Here is a 19,853-nt window from a genome sequence, read left to right as displayed (position 1 = left end):
ATGTGATGAACTGAGTATATTCTTTTTAATAGATTGTTAAGAAAGTCGCTATCTTTGGCAAGCGAATTGATATAATTAACCAATAAATATATCAGTATTTTAGCCCAACTTTTTATAAAAGATAGCAGTCAACCTTTTGGTAGCGTTAGCTATCCATAGGAAATAACATGAAAATATTTATTTTGCGTCACGGTGAAGCCGAGCATTTTGCTGATACCGATGCAGAGAGAGTGCTGACTTCAAGAGGCCGAGCAGAATCAGAAGCCGTCGCTAGAGCTTGCAAAGAGCAAGGTTTTGCCTCTTTTGATAAAGTGCTGGTCAGTCCTTACATTCGTGCACAGCAAACATGGCAAGAGATTAGTGTCCATTTTTCGTCGGCAAGCATTGTTACGTGTGACGACATCACACCTTATGGCCAGTCTGACCAAGTCTTTGATTTTGCAAATGCACTGATTGAAGTGGAAGAGCTAGATTCGCTTCTTTTCGTTTCTCACTTACCATTGGTTGGCTATCTCACGTCTGAATTTGTGAAAGATATGACGCCTCCGATGTTCCCAACCTCTGGTTTGGTTTGCATTGAGTACGATCCTAAAACACAAAATGGCGAAGTGTTGTGGCACATCACGCCTTAAATCGCGCTGGGTGTACTAAACAATCCTGTACTTGAAAATTAAACAGGTACGTGAAAATTAAACAGGTACTTGAAAATTAAAAGGCAGGAAAATCCTGCCTTTGTCATTCTTATATCTCGGTCGTTTTTTCTGCTTAGTATTATTTTTCTGGAATAGAGAGTAAGACTAAGAGTGCGCCATCACCGCCAAATTCAAGTGGTGCTTGGTGAAATGCCATGACATCTGGGTGTTGAGCTAGCCATAGTGGGGCTTTCTGCTTCAATATGTGCTTACCAATACCGTGTTGAACACACGCACAGTGCACTTCATTTTTTATGCAATAGGCAATCATCGCGCCTAGTTCACGTTTTGCTTCTTGTTGTGTCATGCCGTGCATATCAAGGAATACGTCAGGAACGTACACCCCACGACGTAGACGTTTCACTTCATAAGTGGATACGTCATCACGGGCATAGCGAGTTGGCCCCTCTTCATTTAAAAGTGGGACGAATTCGTCGGAAAAGTAAAATTCGGAGTCACTCGCTTCTCGGCTAGAACGCTTGATTTCTTTTTGCTTAGAATTTTTTTTTGGTTGCTGGATTATGGTATCCTGTCGCAACTTTTTTACGCCCTGTACTGCATCCTGAAATAAGGCGAAATCGTCATCGTGTTCGGTGTCTTTTTTGCTCATTAGGTAAACAATTTCATTTTTACAATTTATGGCAGTATTGTAGCGCTTTTCGGAGGCAATTTTGGATAAGATTTTTGTAGAAGAAGCGGTATCTGAGCTACATACCCTTCAAGATATGATTCGTTGGACAGTAAGTCGCTTTAATGCAGCGAACTTGTTCTTCGGTCATGGTACTGACAACGCGTGGGATGAGGCCGTTCAGCTAATCCTACCAACGCTATACTTGCCGATCGATGTGCCTCCGCATGTATTAAGTTCTCGTTTAACCACGAGCGAGCGTTTACGTATTGTTGAACGTGTAGTAAAACGCATTAACGAACGTACACCAACGGCGTACTTGACGAATAAAGCGTGGTTCTGTGGCCTTGAGTTCTTTGTTGATGAGCGTGTACTTGTGCCACGTTCACCAATCGGTGAGTTGATTCAAGCAGAATTCCAGCCTTGGTTGATTGAAGAGCCAACTCGCATTATGGACCTATGTACAGGCAGCGGCTGTATCGCGATCGCGTGTGCACATGCGTTCCCAGATGCAGAAGTGGATGCGATTGATATTTCAACTGACGCACTGCAAGTGGCTGAGCAGAATGTTCAAGATCACGGCATGGAGCAGCAAGTGTTCCCAATTCGTTCAGATTTGTTCCGTGATTTACCAAAAGAGAAGTACAACCTGATAGTGTCGAATCCGCCATACGTGGACGAAGAAGACATGAATAGCTTACCAGAAGAATTTACGCACGAGCCTGAACTTGGCCTTGCTGCTGGTACGGATGGTTTGAAACTGGTTCGTCGTATTCTTGCTAATGCACCAGATTACCTAACGGATGATGGTATCTTGATCTGTGAAGTGGGTAACTCAATGGTTCACATGATGGATCAATACCCAGAAATTCCATTTACTTGGATCGAGTTTGAAAATGGCGGCCATGGCGTATTCATGATCACTCGTGACCAGTTGGTTGATTGTGCAGAAGAGTTCAAACTGTACAAAGACTAAGTCTGCACAAACAAGCCTGTAGAAACAAGTCTGTAAAAACCGACCAAGCGAAACAAATAATAAAGACACCGAGCCATGCGCTCGGTGTTTTTTTATCTGCTTGTCACGAATTCCGTCAATTTAAGGACTTTTGTTTTTTCAGTAAAAACAGGCTTTACATCAAAACGTAATGACGCCACTATGATTCTACGAAGAATTGATAAGCAGTTGCACTTTTAGCTAAAGAGTGCGGCGACAATAATTTGAGGAAGTAATGGCAGGAAACAGTATCGGACAACATTTCCGCGTAACCACGTTCGGGGAAAGTCACGGTATCGCACTAGGATGTATCGTAGACGGATGCCCTCCAGGGTTGGAAATTACAGAAGCGGATCTACAAACGGATCTAGATCGTCGCCGTCCTGGCACATCTCGTTACACGACACAGCGTCGAGAGCCAGATGAAGTCAAAATCTTATCGGGTGTGTTTGAGGGTAAAACGACAGGTACATCAATTGGTTTACTGATTGAAAACACCGATCAACGCTCTAAAGATTACTCAGACATTAAAGATAAGTTCCGTCCGGGACACGCTGATTACACTTACCATCAAAAATATGGCATTCGAGATTATCGAGGCGGCGGCCGTTCGTCAGCTCGAGAGACGGCAATGCGTGTTGCTGCTGGTGCTATTGCGAAGAAATACCTGAAAGACGAATTTGGTGTTGAAGTTCGTGCTTACCTGTCACAAATGGGTGATGTTTCCATTGATAAAGTCGATTGGAATGAAATAGAAAACAACGCGTTTTTCTGCCCTGATGCCGACAAAGTAGATGCTTTTGACCAACTGATTCGTGACTTGAAAAAAGAAGGCGACTCTATTGGTGCGAAAATTCAAGTGGTCGCAACCAATGTTCCTGTTGGACTCGGTGAACCCGTTTTTGATCGCCTAGATGCTGATATTGCGCACGCTCTAATGAGTATCAATGCGGTGAAAGGGGTTGAGATTGGTGACGGTTTTGATGTGGTCAAACAAAAAGGCAGTGAGCACCGCGATCCGCTCTCTCCTGATGGTTTTGGTAGTAATCATGCCGGGGGGATCCTTGGCGGAATTTCTACAGGTCAGGATATTGTTGCGAACATCGCACTTAAACCTACATCAAGCATCACAGTACCGGGTGAGACCATTACTAAAGATGGTGAGCCAACGCAATTGATTACAAAAGGGCGTCACGACCCATGTGTGGGCATTCGAGCCGTGCCTATTGCTGAAGCGATGCTGGCAATTGTCGTTATGGACCACTTGCTACGCCATCGTGGTCAAAACCATGGCGTACAAACCGAGACGCCAAAGATTTAAGTTTGTATCTTAACTCGATATAAAACAAAGGCTGCTCAACGAGCAGCCTTTTTAATTTTAGTGCGTTTCTTGAAACACTTGGATTCGAATTAGTGAATCGACCCTTCGGTTTCCAAATTGAAAGATGGCAGACGCCATTTAAATCGAACCGCTGCCATACGCAGCATGTAACCTGTAATTAAGGTAACAATCGTTGCCGTTACATCTGGTACGTTGAACTCTAAAAGCGTTAAGTAAAGACCTGATGCAATCAGGGCGACAGAAGCATACAGCTCTTCGTGCAATACGAGTGGTGTTTGACGACAAATTAAATCGCGCAGCAAACCACCGAATACACCCGTTACCAAAGCAGAAACCATGCAGATACCAGGATGCAGGCCCATCCCAATCGCGACTTTGGTACCGATAATGCTAAATACAATCAAGCCTAGCGCATCCAAACGAATAAACAGGCCTTTTAGTTTAATAACCCATTTTGCAAGGCCGGTAGTCAACACGCCAGCGACACAAGTGATCGCAAGAAACTCAGGGTTTTTCACCCAGCCTAACGGGTAGTGGCCAAGCAGAATGTCACGCACGGTGCCACCACCGATTGCTGTCGCACTTGCAACCAACATAACACCAAACCAGTCCATTTTTCTTCGACCAGCACTTAATGCACCAGTCATGGCTTCAGCTGTGATACCGATGATATACAAGACACTTAGCAGCATAGGAGACACCCAAAAATCAAAATGCACTGCGATTTCGCTTGATGATTTAGCGAGCAGTGGCAAAACTTACAAACAAGATTTGAGCAATTTGATGGCCCAACCCCAAAAAATGGCACTTAAATGACGAAAAATTCGCCATTGTTCCACTTAAAATAAGGCGTGAGTTTAGTGGGAAATGTGATCTGTGACGAATGAGAAATTATATGGAGAAAGCGGTTTTCAGATTAACTGAGCTAATAACCAAAGCTGTTGTGCATCTTTACCTAACCTAGAAAAACGGCGACAATGCATCTTGCCTATCAATTTGAAGTACAGAATCGATGATCTCCCACGAATACCAAGACCTTATCACCATTTTTAACGATACCTTTCTTGAGTCTTTTAATACCCAATTAGAGCTCGGGGGGGATGAGCCAATTTACCTGCCAGCTGATGAGTTACATCCGCATCATCGGATTATTTTTGCTCGTGGCTTCTATGCATCGGCATTACATGAAATTGCACATTGGTGTGTTGCTGGCCCTGAGCGCCGTTTGCTTGAAGATTTCGGCTACTGGTATGAACCGGATGGTCGTACTGCAGAAGTGCAAGCAGAGTTCGAAAAAGTAGAGATTCGTCCTCAAGCTTATGAGTGGATTTTGGCAAAAAGTGCTGACTTCCCTTTTAATGTCAGTTGTGACAACCTACATGGCGATTTTGAACCCGATAGACTGGGCTTTATGCATAAGGTTCATCATGAAGTGCTAGGTATTCTAGCTGCGGGTCTTCCGCCGCGTGTTCAAATGCTGTCTGATGCGTTGCGCGCTTTTTATGATATCCAACCTTTGGAAAAGTCAGATTTTATTGTTAAGTAACCCTGAGAAACAACATGATTATTGAATTTGAAGAAAAACTTCTAGAGTTGATTGATGCTCGTATTGAAACGGCATCAGATGATGAATTGTTTGCTGGTGGTTACTTACGTGGTCACATTTCCCTTTCTGCGGCTTCTTGCGAGGAAGAGGGCATTAGTGATGTTGCTGAATTAAAGTCTCGCATTGAAATTAGCTTAGATCATGCTCGTTCAGAATTGACGCCAGCAGATCGTGTGATTGTCAATGATTTGTGGCAAGAGCTTCAAGCGCAAGCATAATGATGCAGTGCGCGTGAAATAGACTCATTCAAATTATTTGAATCTCTCCTTAAAATTTTTGTGGTTGTAGCATGTTGGTTTGCCTCTTATTCTAATTGTTAGAGAAAGCAAACACAGGACTACAACCATGAAAATTATCGCATTCGGTGCTTCAACCAGCTCTACATCTATCAATAAAACACTGGCCACTTTTGCGGCAAATCTTGTCGACGGTGCAGAGGTTCAGGTATTGGACCTCAATAGCTACAATGTCCCTCTATTTAGTGAAGACAAAGAGAAAGAAATTGGCCAAGCCGATGGTGCAAAAGCATTTTTGAATGATATTGCATCGGCGGATGCGATAGTCGTTTCATTTGCAGAGCACAATGGCTCTTACTCGGCGGCATACAAAAACCTATTTGATTGGTCGACTCGTATCGAGCGCAATGTTTTCCAAAACAAACCAGCAATCTATCTTGCTACGTCACCGGGTCCTGGTGGCGCACAGACGGTGTTAGCAGCCGCAACGGGTTCCGCACCGTATTTTGGTGCAGAGGTTAAAGCTTCTCTTTCTGTACCAAGCTTCTATGACAATTTTGATTTAGAGACTGGTGAGTTCCGCAATGCAGAAATTGCTGAGCAGTTAAAAGCAGTCGTTGCTGCGTTGAAATAAGTGATAGATAAAGCTCTTTTCGTTTCGAGAGCAATGCAAAGTTTAACGCCTTAGTCATGGTCAATAATGACTAAGGCGTTTTTATGTTCGGGTATGAGACCGTATTGTAGAGCGGTGTTTTATAGGTTAGTCGCTTATAGCTCAGTAATCGCCTTACCTTTGCGCAGCTTCCTTACCCACATACGACTTGGATGCAGCTCAGTTAGCACATCTACAGGCAATGGCAATGGGTCGCCACAGATTTGCGATGCCAACACTTCTGCCATTAGAGGTGCTGAGCTTAACCCGCGTGAGCCTAAACCCAAGAAACAGAATAGGTTAGGGAACTGGTGAATCGCTTCAACGTCTTGTTCTTGTTGATTTTGCAGATCCACATATTGCGTTTTGATGGTTTCAAAGTCACCTATGTTACCAACAAACGGCAGATGATCTCGGCTAACACAGCGAATGCCTTGGCGTGACAAGTTGCCTGAGGTATCCACTTCTTTCGTCCAAGTTTGATTCGGTAGACACTTCACCAATTTCTCTGCATTGTCTTTTTGTGCTTCTTCGTCAAACTCGTAGTCTAGGTGACTGCGGTCGTAACTTGCACCGATGCACAAATGTTGATTATTTGGGTTAACAGGCGTCATATAACCGTCGTAACACAGCACGGTTTTCAGCTTAGACAGTGTTTCCGTTGCTGGTGCGTGGCTAACTTGGCCTTTTACCTGGCCCATTGGTAGGTCCGCCGTTTGGCTTAGTGTTTGGAATTCACTGCCGTTAGCAACCACCACGGTTGAGTGCTCAAAGCGTTGACCATTCGTTTTTAATGTCCAAAGCTGACGCGCTTCATCCCAATCTAGCGACTCGATCTGATGCTCGAATTTTGCTTCAAAAAGGTCAGTCTGTTCTAGCTGAGAAATCAAACCGCGGGTGAGTTCAGCAGGACATAACCAGCCTCCAAGAGGGTAGTGAACCGACGCCATATCAATCGGTAGGCCAATCTTCTCGGCCGTCTCTTCAGCCGATAGCTTATGAATCAACTCAGGAGTAAAGTTACCCCCGAGCATCTTCTCCAGTTTTTCTGCGGATTTGTCATCCCACATCAGTTGAGTGATGCCACACCAATCGTGATCAAATTGGATGTCTTGTGCAGCTTGGTCAATAAACTGACGGGCAAACAAAAAGCCTGGAGCAAACACGCGGGAAACGCCTTTGTGAGGGCCATTTAATAATGGGTACACGGCACCTTGACGATTGCCCGATGCAGCCTCAGCAGGTTGAGCATCTTTGCAATAAAGCGTCACATTCTGACCACGACGAACCAGCGTTTTAGCTAGAGTAGCACTGGCGATGCCGCCACCAATTATTGCAATGGATTCATGGTTGCTCGACGCGGTGCGGTTGAACCAAGGCAAATGGTTTGAATGTGCTTCACGCTGTTCCATTGAACCGGCGATCATTTCGCGTTTGGTTCCAAAGCCTTTGACTTTCTTCATCGCAAAGCCGGCTTCGTTAAGACCCCGACGCACAAAGCCCGCGGCAGTAAAAGTTGCGACCGTACAATCTTGTTTCGCCAACTTTGCCATGCCATTGAAGAGATTTTGATTCCACATCTCTGGGTTTTTACTTGGTGCGAACCCGTCAAGGAACCAAGCATCAATCAAACCTTGCTCCTCATAAGGAACAAGTGGCATGCAGTCTTTGATGTCACCAAACCAAAGGTCGAGCGTGATAGTACCGTCTTCCAAAACAATTCGATGACACTCAGGCACAGCGGCTGGGTAGTGTTGTTGCAGCTTTGCGGCGAGTTCTGCCAACTCTGGCCAAGATTGGTGTGCTTTTTGTAAGTCAGCTTTGCTTAATGGGTATTTCTCAAAGCTAACAAAATGCAGTTCTTTTAGTGTTGCTTCTGGATATTCACGACGAAATTCGGTAAACCATTGCCATACAGCTAAGAAGTTCAACCCTGTACCAAATCCGGTTTCACCAATAACAAAGCGTCTTTGGTCAAACTCCTGCCATCTTTCCGGGAGATGATTTTGTTTGAGGAATACGTAGCGCGTCTCTTCAAGACCGTTTACATTGGAGAAATAAACATCATCAAATTGGTCAGAAACTGGCGTACCAGCTTCATTCCATGCAAGCTCAGCGTTTTTAATCGAAGTCATAATGGTGCAAATATGTGATTTGGCGCAGTTAGAATTCCCCGATTGTACGAATTTATGGGAAAGCTGACCACTTTTGTTGAATATCTTAGTTATCATCTAGCGGATTTTGAAATTATAGGAATGTCATAATGAAACGAGTCGTAATCACCGGTATGGGTATTGTTTCAAGTATCGGTAACAACGTTGAAGAAGTTCTTGCGTCTCTAAAAGCGGGCAAATCTGGCATCACAGCATCTGAGCAGTTCAAAGAACACGGTCTGCGTTCGCAGGTTTGGGGTGATCTTAAAATCAACCCTGCAGAGTTGATTGACCGTAAGCAGATGCGCTTTATGGGTGATGCGGCCGCTTATGCATACCTATCAATGCAGCAGGCAATTGAAGACGCAGGTCTAACAGAAGAGCAAGTATCGAATGACCGTACAGGTATCGTTGCGGGCTCTGGTGGTGCTTCTGCATTAAACCAAACAGTCGCAACAGATACGATGCGTGCGAAAGGCGTTAAACGCGTAGGTCCTTACATGGTGCCACGTACGATGTCTTCAACAGTATCAGCGTGCCTGGCAACACCATTTAAGATTCGTGGTGTGAACTACTCAATGAGTTCCGCATGTGCAACCTCTGCACACTGTATTGGCCATGCAATGGAACTTATCCAACTTGGTAAGCAAGACATAGTATTTGCTGGTGGTGGTGAAGAGCTAGATTGGTCTCAAACTATGATGTTTGATGCGATGGGCGCACTATCAACTAAATACAATGAAACACCAGAAAAAGCATCTCGTACTTACGATGCAGACCGTGATGGTTTCGTTATCTCTGGTGGCGGCGGTATGTTAGTTATCGAAGAGCTTGAACACGCACTAGCACGTGGCGCGAAAATCTACGGTGAGATCGTTGGTTACGGCGCGACTTCTGATGGTTACGACATGGTCGCTCCATCAGGTGAAGGCGCAATCCGCTGTATGAAGATGGCAATGCAAGACGTAGATAGCATTGATTACATCAACACACACGGTACTTCAACGCCAGTAGGTGACGTGAAAGAGCTAGGCGCTATCCAAGAGCTATTCGGTGATAACAGCCCAGCAATCTCTGCGACAAAAGCAATGACTGGTCACGCACTAGGCGCTGCTGGCGTTCACGAAGCAATTTACTCAACACTAATGCTAGACAATAACTTCATCGCACCAAGTGTGAATATCTCTAACTTGGATGAAGCAGCACAAGGTCTAGACATCGTAACAGAAGCTCGTGAAGCAGAGCTAACGACTGTTATGTCAAACAGCTTTGGTTTTGGTGGTACAAACGCAACATTGGTCATCAAAAAGTACCAAGCGTAAGAGCGATTCAAAGCTAACTGAATTTGTTGGTCGGATTTTTGCTGTGATTTCCCATGTGGCATAAACGGACCAACAAACCAGTTTCCAGAGCTTGATCAGGTTGACTGATCGAACAGACGCAGACTCTATCCCAAGGAGAGCGGGATAGGATCCTTTTGTTCTGGAACGTTGCCCGGCTAATTTAGCCGGGCTTTTTCTTTTCTAAATCTCGCCCTAGGTATATTTCTTGAGATTTTGTGGGAAAAGGGCACAATCATTCTAATTTCGCTTCTTGCGAACAAACAAACTCACAAAAATGGACCTTAAAACGCTGGCGTTATGAAAATTATTGTTGATGAAAACATGCCGTACGCTGAAGAACTTTTCAGCCAACTCGGGGAAGTGATCTTAAAACCGGGCCGTACCCTTACTTCTGATGACTTAGTGGATGCTGATGCCCTGATGATTCGCTCTGTCACTAAAGTAAATGCAGAGCTGATCAGCAAAGCCAACAAGCTTAAGTTTGTCGGTACGGCAACGGCCGGTATGGATCATGTCGATCAGGCTCTTTTGAAAGAGAGAGACATTTTCTTCACCGCAGCGCCAGGTTGTAACAAAGTAGGTGTCGCGGAATACGTATTCAGCGTCATGATGGTTCTAGCACAGCAGAAAGGTTTCTCTGTCTTTGATAAAACCGTTGGCATTGTTGGAGCTGGCCAAGTGGGAAGCTACCTTGAAAAATGCTTGAAAGGCATGGGCATTAACGTGCTTATCAACGACCCATTCAAACAAGAAGAAGGTGATTCTCGTAGCTTCACACCACTACAAGAGCTCATTGAAACGTCAGATATCATCACGTTGCATACTCCAATCACTAAAGAGGGGCCGCATCCAACGCATCATTTGATTGATGAAATGGTGCTAAATGGTCTTCGTAGCGATCAAATTCTTATCAATGCAGCACGCGGTCCGGTTGTTGATAACCAAGCGCTGAAGCAACGTTTACTGAAAAACGATGGCTTTACTGCCGCATTAGATGTATTTGAATTTGAACCAGAGGTTGATATGGAGCTTCTGCCTCTGCTAGCATTCGCAACCCCTCACGTTGCAGGCTATGGTCTGGAAGGGAAAGCTCGTGGTACGACAATGGTTTTCAACAGTTACTGCGAGTTTCTAAATAACGAATTACATGCGCATGCCAGCGATTTACTGCCAACCGCGCCTGTCCCTACTATGGTTTTGGACAGAGCATGGGATGAAGCAACGCTGCACAACATCACACAGTTGATCTATGATGTGCGTAAAGATGACGCGCTTTTCCGTCGTGAAATCAGTAAGCCAGGCTCATTTGACCTGATGCGTAAAAATTACTGGGATCGTCGTGAATACAGCGCTGTCACGCTAGTGGGGACAGAAACATGCAATCTTGCTCCATTGGCAGAATTAGGTTTTCAGGTTGAGGTAAGTCAATGAGCCAACAATACAATGTTGCCGTATTAGGTGCGACCGGCGCGGTCGGTGAAACAATTTTGGAAGTGCTTCAAGAGCGCAAATTTCCTGTAGGTGAAATCTTCCTGTTGGCAAGTGAGCGCAGCGAGGGTAAGACTTACCGCTTCAACGGTAAAACCATCCGTATCCAGAACGTGGAAGAGTTTGATTGGTCTCAAGCACACATTGCGCTTTTCTCAGCGGGCGGAGAGCTATCAGCAAAATGGGCGCCAATTGCGGCAGACGAGGGCGTTATTGTTATCGACAACACCTCTCACTTCCGTTACGAGTACGATATTCCTTTGGTTGTGCCAGAAGTCAACCCAGAAGCTATTGCTGAGTTTCGTAACCGCAATATCATTGCGAACCCGAACTGTTCAACCATCCAAATGCTGGTGGCGCTAAAACCAATTCATGATGCGGTAGGTATTGAACGTATTAACGTTTCAACTTACCAATCGGTATCTGGTGCAGGCAAAGGCGGTATTGATGAACTTGCAGGTCAAACAGCGAAGCTACTGAACGGTATTCCTGCAGATAAGAAGCAATTCTCACAACAGATCGCGTTTAACTGTATTCCACAAATCGATCAGATGATGGAAAACGGCTACACCAAAGAAGAAATGAAAATGGTGTGGGAGACGCAAAAAATTCTTAACGACCCATCAATTACTGTGAACCCAACTTGTGTTCGAGTGCCAGTATTCTATGGTCATGCAGAAGCGGTTCATGTAGAAACGCGTGCTCCGATCGATGCGCAAGAAGTGATTAATCTGCTTGAGCAAACTGAGGGCGTTGAAGTGTTCCACGGTGAAGACTTCCCGACACAGGTTCGTGATGCAGGTGGCAAAGATCATGTGATGGTCGGCCGCATCCGTAACGACATTAGCCATCACAGTGGTGTGAATTTATGGGTTGTTGCGGATAACGTGCGTAAAGGTGCGGCAACGAATGCGGTACAAATTGCAGAATTGTTGATTCGTGATTATTACTAAGTAGTGTTTGCTTTTTCATTCAAGGCCTCGCATTAAGCGGGGCTTTTTTGTACGAATGGGGCAAATTTGTGTGAGATTAGTACGAATATGGTGAGAGCCACACATTTTTTACCCTCAAAGCTATAGTTTTGCGTGCTATATCCGATATATTTAACCGATCACCATTTCAAATTGTTACTAGCACCAAACTGAGCCTTCTATGCGTCAAAATTATAAGCGTTTATTAGCAACTCTCGTTCTAATCAGCGCTACTCAGACATCGTCAGTGGTTCAAGCCGAAGGAATTCGACTTGTAGGGCCCTCTGGTGAAGTACAAACATCTCCAAGCTATGCTGAGGAGATTGAAAGAGCGCTACCAACGCCTCCTGAAAATGACCAGCCATCGCGCTTTTTTGGTCCAACAGATGGAAACGAGACTCTATGGTCTATCGCTTCTCAATTGCGACCGTCTCGTCAGGTTTCCGTACAGCAAACGCTACTTGCCATTTATCGAATTAACCCTCAAGCGTTTGAAAATCAAAATATCCACGAGCTTATTCCTGGAAGTCGTTTACGTGTCCCATCTTTAGATCAGGTGCAGAGCGCGACCACCGCACAAGCGGTCGCGATCATGAAAGCGCATGAAGCTAAGTTGGCTCAAGCCAAAACGAAGCCACTACAACCTAAACCAAAAGCGGAACAACCGAAGCCAGTTGTCTCGCCTCCTAAGCCGGTTGTTTCAGCTCCTAAGCCTGAAACTCCAACTCAGACTGTCGTTAAACCGCAAGCGAAACCTGAAGCGAAATCTCTAGATAGCTTAAGTGCACCTGCTGAGACAGTTAAGCCGATTCCGGTGGCTAATACCTCTCCAGAGGGGCAAAAACAGGTCTCGGCTCTTAAAGACAAACTCGAAGTATCACAAAGTGAAATGGAGTCTTTAGAAGAAAAGAATCACCGTTTACGTTTGATGCTGTCTGAAGTTCAGAATGAAGTTGAGAGTCTAAAGAACGAACTGAATGATGAAGAGCGCATTCGTACCGAAGTCGAGAAACTGCTTGAGGAAGAAAGGCAGCGCATCGCAGAGCAACAGCGCTTGCAGCCAAGCACCATGGACAAAATCTTGTCAAATGGATGGCTTGTCGGTCTTGCGGCCCTGATTCCAGGCGCGTTGTTCGCCTTGCTCATTGTCATGTTGATGGGCCGTCGTAATAGCGCGAAAGAAGAAGAGGCGCAAGCGCAAGCTGAACAAGCATCGCAAAGCCTAGACCCTATGGCGGCGCCAATAGGTTTAGCGGCTGCGGAAGAGCTAGAAGAAGAGCTTAGCCTAGATGACGACTTATTCGGTGATGATGAGACAGAGAACCTGTTCGACCAAGAAGAGGAACAAAAACAAGACGATGTCTTTGGCAATCTTGATGATGAAGATCTTGATTTCAACCTTGAAGGGGATGATGGCGATGACCCATTCGCAAGTATTGATGATGACGGCGATTTAGACGTTGGTTTTGATGAGTTTGATTCATCAAGCAATGGTATAAAAGTTAATGGTGATGAAAAAGCACTCGGTCTCGAAGAGATGGAACGTGCGCTTGATGAAGCGTCACCAGAACTAGACATTGAACTTGGCGGCGAAGATTCAGACTTTGATTTGTCTGACGAAGACGAAGACGATGACCCATTTGCCGATTTGTTATCGGGTGATGATGCGAAAGAATCACTTGAAAACGACACGGTTGATCAAGCCATGCTTGATGATTTGTTTGCTGAGTATGCGACGGAAGACCTCGATCTGGATGTTGAGGGTCAATCTTCCTCAACAGAATCATTTGAGCAAACCGCTTCTTTGGATGACGCTTCAGATGACGACATCGATAAATTGCTGGCTGAATACCAACCATCAGAAAGCTCAGAATCTGATGATGATGTGTTTGAAGAGTTGGCATCGCTATCAGGCCTATCGGATACGGACTCAAGCGAAGAAGATGAGTCTGCTCTACTGGATGAGTTGCTCGGTGAAGACGATGGCGCGTCTCTAGATGGATTGGATCCGTTAGAAGAGCTAGAAGATATTTCAGGCTTGAATGAAGAACCGTCCATTGATGAAGACAGCACAGAGTTACTTGATGAGTTGATCGGCTTTGATGATGAAGATTCATCAGACGACGACTTTGATCCACTGAATGAATTAGAGAAGCTGTCTGGTTTTGAAAGTGACGATGAACTGGAAGACATCGACGAAGACAGTGTTGACTTATTAGACGAACTTCTGAGCAACGATTCTTCCGAAGAAACGCAAAGCGAAACCGACGGAGGCGTCGATCCTTTTGATGACTTGATTCGTGAAGATGATGAGCCTAAGCAATCAGAACAATTAGAACAGTCAGAACAACCTGAACAAACAGTAAATTCACTAAGCGATGATGAACTCCTTGCATCACTCGGTTTTGACAACCCAGAGTCAACAACGGAAGTAGAAGAAGCGCAAAAATCACCACCTCAATCTCCAGGAGGGGCTGAAACTTCGGCGGATCTTGAAGATGAAAAAGCGGCGCTTGGTCTAGATTCAGGTTTGGATATTGATGCGCTGTTAAGCGACAACCAACCGGTGATAGATGAGCAATCTGAGATTGATGAGCAAGCGCAGGAAGAGCTGCCAAGAGCAGGCACTGAGCAACCAGACCCGGACGCTAGTGATTCTGAGCGAGAACTTGAATCTGATTTTGAACCAGAGTTTGAACCAGAGCCTGATGCGTCTTTAGCGCCAAGCGAAGACGACCTTGTCGAAAACGTTGATGTATCGGATGCTCAGCCAGAAGAGGTTACTGAATCACCTCAAGTTGAAGATGAAGCGGAGACAAAACCTGAGGTTGCACAAGAGCCTGTATTTACTCCGACGCCAAATACGGTTGAAAATGAATTTGGTATCCCTCAAGAAGAAGATTGGTTAATCGATGAGATTGAGCCTGAGAGTAAAATCGAACAAGAGCCAATTGCGGCAAGCTCGAACGAATCGAAGCCGACTGAGGATGAAGCGTTTGATTTCGATGAGCTGAATTTACCAGAGTTCACCGAAGACGATGCTCGCGCATCAATGTCTGAAGAACCTGCGCTTGCGACGTCTGAAATAGCAGAGCCTCAAGCACCAGTTGAAAGCGCAGCAGACGAAGATGAGTTCGATCTTGAAAGCTTGGATTTACCAGAGTTCACCGAAGATGATGCACGCGCATCAATGTCTGAAGAACCTGCGCTTGCGGCGTCTGAAATAGCAGAGCCTCAAGTTCCAGTTGAAAGCGCAGTAGACGAAGATGAGTTCGATCTTGAAAGCTTAGATTTACCAGAGTTCACCGAAGATGATGCTCGCGCATCAATGGCGGATGAGCCTGCGCTTGCGGCGTCTGAAATGGCAGAGCCTCTAGCACCGGTTGAAAGCGCAGCAGACGAAGACGAGTTCGATCTTGAAGACTGGGATCTACCAGAGTTCAGTGAAGAAGATGCGCTTGCTTCAATGGCGGAAGAGCCAGCGCTAGCCGCTTCAGAAAGGGCTGAACCTCAAGCGCAAGTTGACAGCGCAGCAGACGAAGACGAGTTCGATCTTGAAGATTGGGATCTACCAGAGTTCAATGAAGAGGATGCGTTAGCCTCCCTCACTGACCAAGATGTAAAGGCAGAAGCAGAAGAACCTTTGACTGCGGCAGAGCCACTCATGAGCTCTCAACCTGTTATTCAAGCTGATAACGATCATGACGCGTTGTTTGACATGTTTGCTCAACATGAAGCGTTTAGTGCAGAGGTTGATTCTAAACTAACGAATGACGACGCAGACGCAACCTTGAGTGACTTCGAAGAGTCGGCAATGGCAAATCTTTTATCAGAGGATGCTGAGTCGGAAGTTTTCGAAGGTAAGCTAGACAGCGATACGATCGCCAGTGCGGGTATGGATTTTGAAGCTATGCTCGATGTTGGTGATGACTGGGATGGCTTCAAATTACCGTCCAGTAATGCAGTATCGGCAGAAGAGATTCCGGAAGATCAGCGAGATGTGTGGGGCTCTGCCGAAGCGTTAGCACAACCACAGATCGCGCAAGAAAACTGGGCAGAACAAGATGATCTTACCGACTTTGATCCAAAGAAAAATCAGTTCATGACCATTGATGAGCTAATGGCTCAAGTGGATCAAGATAGTGGGGATTTTGAAGAGCAAGATCTTAAACTTGATGTTGGTCTAAATGAATTTCCTGATGTGATTGGGGATATCGGTGACTTTGATGTTGATAACAATGCTGAAGCCGCAGGTAAGCTGGACTTAGCAAAGATCTACCTTGAAATGAATGATCCGCAAGGTGCGATTAAGTTGTTAGAAGAGGCCATTGTCTACGGTGAAGATGATATTCGACGAGAAGCTAAGCGCCTCATCGATTCCATCCACGGTCGATAAATAAAAAATGGGCAGCAAATGTTGCCCATTTTTGTATCTGTCATGTCAGTCATATGGGCTGAAACTAGCAACGAGAGGTGACTTAGGTATATACTTCCCGCCCCATTTTAGAGTCCGAAGGTTAAAATGAGAATCGCATTAGGTATCGAGTATAACGGTACAAACTACTTTGGCTGGCAGCGCCAACGAGAAGTGAAAAGCGTCCAAGAAGAGCTCGAGAAAGCCCTCTCTATCGTAGCGAATCATCCAGTAGAAGTTCAGTGCGCAGGTCGTACAGATGCTGGAGTGCATGGCACAGGTCAGGTTGTCCACTTTGACACAAACGTGAGTCGAAAAATGGTGGCTTGGACCATGGGCGCTAATGCCAATATGCCGAGTGACATTGCAGTGCGTTGGGCCGCAGAAGTTTCGGATGATTTCCATGCTCGATTCTCAGCGACAGCGCGCCGTTACCGCTACATCATTTTCAATCACGCATTACGTCCTGGCATCTTAAATTCAGGTGTCAGCCACTATCATGGTGAGTTGGATGAGAAAAAAATGCATGAAGCAGGGCAGTACCTGCTCGGTGAAAATGACTTCAGCTCGTTCCGTGCGGCACATTGCCAATCATTGAGTCCATTTCGCAATATGATGCATTTAAACGTGACTCGACATGGTGATTATGTGGTGATTGATATCAAGGCGAATGCTTTTGTTCACCATATGGTACGTAACATTACGGGTAGCTTGATTAAAGTGGGGCGTGGTGAAGAAAAACCTGAGTGGATTAAGCAACTGCTTGATGCGAAAAATCGTACGTTAGCAGGCGCAACCGCAAAAGCCGAGGGCTTGTATTTGGTTGATGTCGACTACCCAGAAGAATTTGGATTACCACAAGTGCCGATCGGTCCGCTATTTTTACCAGATAATTTGAACTAAGTTTGCGACTTTGTTTCAAAATATCGGTACGTTAGGCGTAATTAATAGAAAAACAATGCGTTGTGAGTGGTAGCAAAAATAGGTACAACCAGTTTTTTATCTACAGTCGCAGCAAGATATGTTTTAATCCATCTGTAATATTCCGAATTTATCTCTTTCGCAATGAAGCGGAAGAATTGAAAGAAAAGGTCTTCCATGAGTTGGCTTGAAAAGATTTTAGAAAAAAGCAACCTTGTTAGTTCACGCAAAGCTTCTATTCCTGAAGGCGTGTGGACGAAATGTACCTCTTGTGAGCAGGTTCTATACCATGCAGAACTAGAGCGTAACCTAGAAGTTTGTCCGAAGTGTAATCATCACATGCGCATGAAAGCGCGTCGTCGTCTGGAAACATTCTTAGACGAGGGTGATCGTGTTGAGCTTGGTACAGAGTTTGAACCGCAAGATAAACTTAAATTCAAAGATTCAAAGCGTTACAAAGAGCGTATTTCTGCTGCACAAAAGAGCAGTGGAGAGAAAGATGCCTTAGTGGTCATGCAAGGTGAATTGCTTGGTATGCCGCTAGTCGCGTGTGCGTTTGAATTCTCATTTATGGGCGGTTCAATGGGTTCAGTTGTCGGTGCTCGCTTTGTTAAAGCGGTTGAAGCGGCAATTGAAAACAACTGCGCGCTTGTTTGTTTTTCAGCAAGTGGTGGCGCTCGTATGCAAGAGGCTTTGATGTCTCTAATGCAAATGGCGAAAACCAGTGCAGCACTTGAACGATTATCAGAAAAAGGCCTGCCATTTATTTCTGTACTGACTGACCCAACTATGGGTGGTGTATCAGCGAGTTTGGCGATGTTGGGTGACATCAATATTGGTGAACCTAAAGCGCTGATCGGCTTTGCTGGTCGCCGTGTTATCGAGCAGACAGTACGTGAAGATCTTCCGGAAGGCTTCCAACGCAGTGAGTTTCTGCTAGAGCACGGTGCGATTGATATGATTGTTGACCGTCGTGAAATGCGTCAACGTGTCGGTGGTTTAGTGGCTAAACTAACTAACCACAAGTCTCCAATGGTGGTCTCGGTTAACGAATCTCCAAATGAAGAACCATATTCTGTACCAGAAGCGGACGAAAAAGGGTAAAGTAGCAACTAACATAAAACCAAAGAAATTAATGGTTAAAGTTAGATGACCCAAAACTCTATTCCTCAAGCCACATCCTCTCTAGCGATGTGGCTTGATTATTTAACAAATCTCCACACTTCAGCAATCGACCTTGGCTTAGACCGCGTTCAAGCGGTAGCACAAAAGGCGAACCTCACCAAACCAGCTCCTACTGTGATTACTGTTGCCGGCACCAATGGTAAGGGCTCAACATGTGCGTTAATGGAAGCGATTCTACTCGATGCAGGCTACTCAGTCGGTGTTTACAGTTCTCCACACCTAATTCGATACAACGAGCGTGTTCGCATTAACGGTGTAGACGCTGAAGACAAGAAACACTGTGAAGCATTCGACTATGTTGAGCAGCAACGCGGCGAAATCAGTCTTAGCTTGTTTGAATTCGGCACACTTGCTGCACTTCGTATTTTCCAAGTTGAGAACGTCGATGTAGTTCTGTTAGAAGTTGGCCTAGGGGGGCGTTTAGATGCGACCAACGTGGTGGATCACGATGTCTCAGTGATTACGAGCTTGGCTATCGACCATGTTGACTGGCTAGGTGACGACATCAATGTCATTGGTTTTGAAAAAGCCGGTATTTACCGTGCAGGCAAGCCAGCTATATGTGGTCAGCCAATGCCGCCAGCAACCGTTGCTGCGCATGCAGATGACATCAAAGCGGAATTCTTCCAAGTCGGCATTCAGTTCGATTACCAATTGACAGAGAAAGGTTGGAAGTGGAGCAGTGGTGCATTTGATTTAGCGGATCTGCCGGTTCCGGCTCTTCCATTGCCTAACGCTGCAACCGCATTGATGGCATTAGGGGCGTCAGAATTGCAAATCACTGACATTAACATTGTTAATGGCTTGAATAATGCTCGCCTAGCTGGCCGAATGCAGGTATTGCAAACGGGGCCAGAAATTGTGCTTGATGTGGCACATAACCCACACTCAGCAGAGTATCTTGTTGAGAGAGTGAAACATCAATACAAGGATAAGAATATCCATGTCGTGGTGGCGATGTTGCACGACAAAGACATTAAGGCGACGATTGAAGCACTAACCCCAATCGCAACGCAATGGTACCCTGCATCGCTTACAGGCCCGCGTGCCGCAACAGCCGATGAGTTGTGCCAGCATTTACCTCAGGGACAAATTCAGTTCCAAACACCAGTAGACGCATTTGAGGCGGCGACAAATAACGCAGCGAAAGATGATGTCATTTTAGTGGTTGGTTCTTTCCATACTGTCGGTGAGGTATTGGAGCATTGGCAATCAAATAATGAGTAAT

16 protein-coding genes are annotated in these 19,853 nt (G+C 45.4%); 13 read left to right on the top strand and 3 right to left on the bottom strand.

Annotated elements, in window-relative coordinates; all coding sequences use genetic code 11:
* Positions 1 to 167: 167 nt before the first annotated feature.
* The gene (gene sixA, locus VA249_RS10105) at positions 168 to 632 is read left to right on the top strand and encodes a phosphohistidine phosphatase SixA (protein ID WP_221067906.1); all 465 of its coding nucleotides are present in this window, start codon (positions 168 to 170) and stop codon (positions 630 to 632) included.
* A gap of 139 nt (positions 633 to 771) precedes the next feature.
* Here the strand turns inward: sixA and smrB are convergent, their stop codons facing one another.
* Positions 772 to 1,302 carry an endonuclease SmrB gene (gene smrB, locus VA249_RS10100; RefSeq protein WP_211916215.1) on the bottom strand — a complete coding sequence of 177 codons (531 nt, stop codon included), beginning with the start codon at positions 1,300 to 1,302 and terminating at the stop codon, positions 772 to 774.
* A gap of 61 nt (positions 1,303 to 1,363) precedes the next feature.
* Here smrB and prmB point away from each other — a divergent pair, with 61 nt between their 5' ends.
* Together prmB and aroC are read left to right on the top strand one after the other, a co-directional pair.
* A complete protein-coding gene (prmB, locus tag VA249_RS10095) occupies positions 1,364 to 2,296 on the top strand; it encodes a 50S ribosomal protein L3 N(5)-glutamine methyltransferase (RefSeq protein WP_128810465.1) in 933 nt (310 codons plus the stop codon).
* A 253-nt stretch (positions 2,297 to 2,549) separates the two neighbouring features.
* Positions 2,550 to 3,635: a chorismate synthase gene (gene aroC, locus VA249_RS10090; RefSeq protein WP_128810466.1), complete on the top strand. Its 1,086-nt coding sequence runs from the start codon at positions 2,550 to 2,552 to the stop codon at positions 3,633 to 3,635.
* Between the two features lie 89 nt (positions 3,636 to 3,724).
* Here the strand turns inward: aroC and VA249_RS10085 are convergent, their stop codons facing one another.
* Positions 3,725 to 4,348 (bottom strand): trimeric intracellular cation channel family protein, encoded by a 624-nt coding sequence (locus VA249_RS10085; RefSeq protein ID WP_128810467.1) that lies wholly within the window; start codon positions 4,346 to 4,348, stop codon positions 3,725 to 3,727.
* 323 nt (positions 4,349 to 4,671) lie between these two features.
* Here VA249_RS10085 and VA249_RS10080 point away from each other — a divergent pair, with 323 nt between their 5' ends.
* From VA249_RS10080 to VA249_RS10070, 3 genes are all read left to right on the top strand, one after another.
* Positions 4,672 to 5,202: an elongation factor P hydroxylase gene (locus tag VA249_RS10080; protein WP_221069924.1), complete on the top strand. Its 531-nt coding sequence runs from the start codon at positions 4,672 to 4,674 to the stop codon at positions 5,200 to 5,202.
* Between the two features lie 14 nt (positions 5,203 to 5,216).
* Positions 5,217 to 5,480: a YfcL family protein gene (locus tag VA249_RS10075; protein ID WP_128810468.1), complete on the top strand. Its 264-nt coding sequence runs from the start codon at positions 5,217 to 5,219 to the stop codon at positions 5,478 to 5,480.
* A gap of 127 nt (positions 5,481 to 5,607) precedes the next feature.
* Positions 5,608 to 6,132: an NADPH-dependent FMN reductase gene (locus tag VA249_RS10070; RefSeq protein ID WP_221067904.1), complete on the top strand. Its 525-nt coding sequence runs from the start codon at positions 5,608 to 5,610 to the stop codon at positions 6,130 to 6,132.
* Positions 6,133 to 6,266: 134 nt separating this feature from the next.
* Here VA249_RS10070 and mnmC read toward each other — a convergent pair whose 3' ends face one another.
* Positions 6,267 to 8,285 carry a bifunctional tRNA (5-methylaminomethyl-2-thiouridine)(34)-methyltransferase MnmC2/FAD-dependent 5-carboxymethylaminomethyl-2-thiouridine(34) oxidoreductase MnmC1 gene (gene mnmC / locus VA249_RS10065; protein ID WP_221067902.1) on the bottom strand — a complete coding sequence of 673 codons (2,019 nt, stop codon included), beginning with the start codon at positions 8,283 to 8,285 and terminating at the stop codon, positions 6,267 to 6,269.
* A gap of 128 nt (positions 8,286 to 8,413) precedes the next feature.
* On the opposite strand from mnmC, the gene fabB reads away from it, so the two are divergent.
* The 7 genes from fabB to folC all read left to right on the top strand — a co-directional run bounded on the left by fabB (position 8,414) and on the right by folC (position 19,852).
* Positions 8,414 to 9,625: a beta-ketoacyl-ACP synthase I gene (fabB, locus tag VA249_RS10060; RefSeq protein ID WP_221067900.1), complete on the top strand. Its 1,212-nt coding sequence runs from the start codon at positions 8,414 to 8,416 to the stop codon at positions 9,623 to 9,625.
* Positions 9,626 to 9,943: 318 nt separating this feature from the next.
* Complete coding sequence (locus VA249_RS10055) at positions 9,944 to 11,077, top strand: 4-phosphoerythronate dehydrogenase (RefSeq protein WP_221067898.1); 1,134 nt, start codon at positions 9,944 to 9,946, stop codon at positions 11,075 to 11,077.
* Positions 11,074 to 12,087: an aspartate-semialdehyde dehydrogenase gene (locus VA249_RS10050; RefSeq protein ID WP_128810481.1), complete on the top strand. Its 1,014-nt coding sequence runs from the start codon at positions 11,074 to 11,076 to the stop codon at positions 12,085 to 12,087. Before VA249_RS10055 ends, VA249_RS10050 begins: the two co-directional genes overlap by 4 nt.
* 199 nt (positions 12,088 to 12,286) lie before the next feature.
* On the top strand, positions 12,287 to 16,501 hold the full coding sequence (locus VA249_RS10045; RefSeq protein WP_221067897.1) for a FimV/HubP family polar landmark protein: 4,215 nt from the start codon (positions 12,287 to 12,289) through the stop codon (positions 16,499 to 16,501).
* A 126-nt stretch (positions 16,502 to 16,627) separates the two neighbouring features.
* Entirely contained in the window at positions 16,628 to 17,422 is a 795-nt protein-coding gene (truA, locus tag VA249_RS10040; RefSeq protein WP_128810482.1) for a tRNA pseudouridine(38-40) synthase TruA, read from the top strand.
* A gap of 195 nt (positions 17,423 to 17,617) precedes the next feature.
* A complete protein-coding gene (gene accD / locus VA249_RS10035) occupies positions 17,618 to 18,544 on the top strand; it encodes an acetyl-CoA carboxylase, carboxyltransferase subunit beta (protein WP_221067896.1) in 927 nt (308 codons plus the stop codon).
* A gap of 45 nt (positions 18,545 to 18,589) precedes the next feature.
* Entirely contained in the window at positions 18,590 to 19,852 is a 1,263-nt protein-coding gene (folC, locus tag VA249_RS10030) for a bifunctional tetrahydrofolate synthase/dihydrofolate synthase (RefSeq protein ID WP_221067895.1), read from the top strand.
* Position 19,853: the final 1 nt, after the last annotated feature.

Source organism: Vibrio alfacsensis, from assembly GCF_019670485.1.
Taxonomy (GTDB): domain Bacteria; phylum Pseudomonadota; class Gammaproteobacteria; order Enterobacterales; family Vibrionaceae; genus Vibrio; species Vibrio alfacsensis.
Note: the sequence above shows the minus strand (reverse complement) of the source record. Positions and strands in the feature narration are given on the sequence as shown.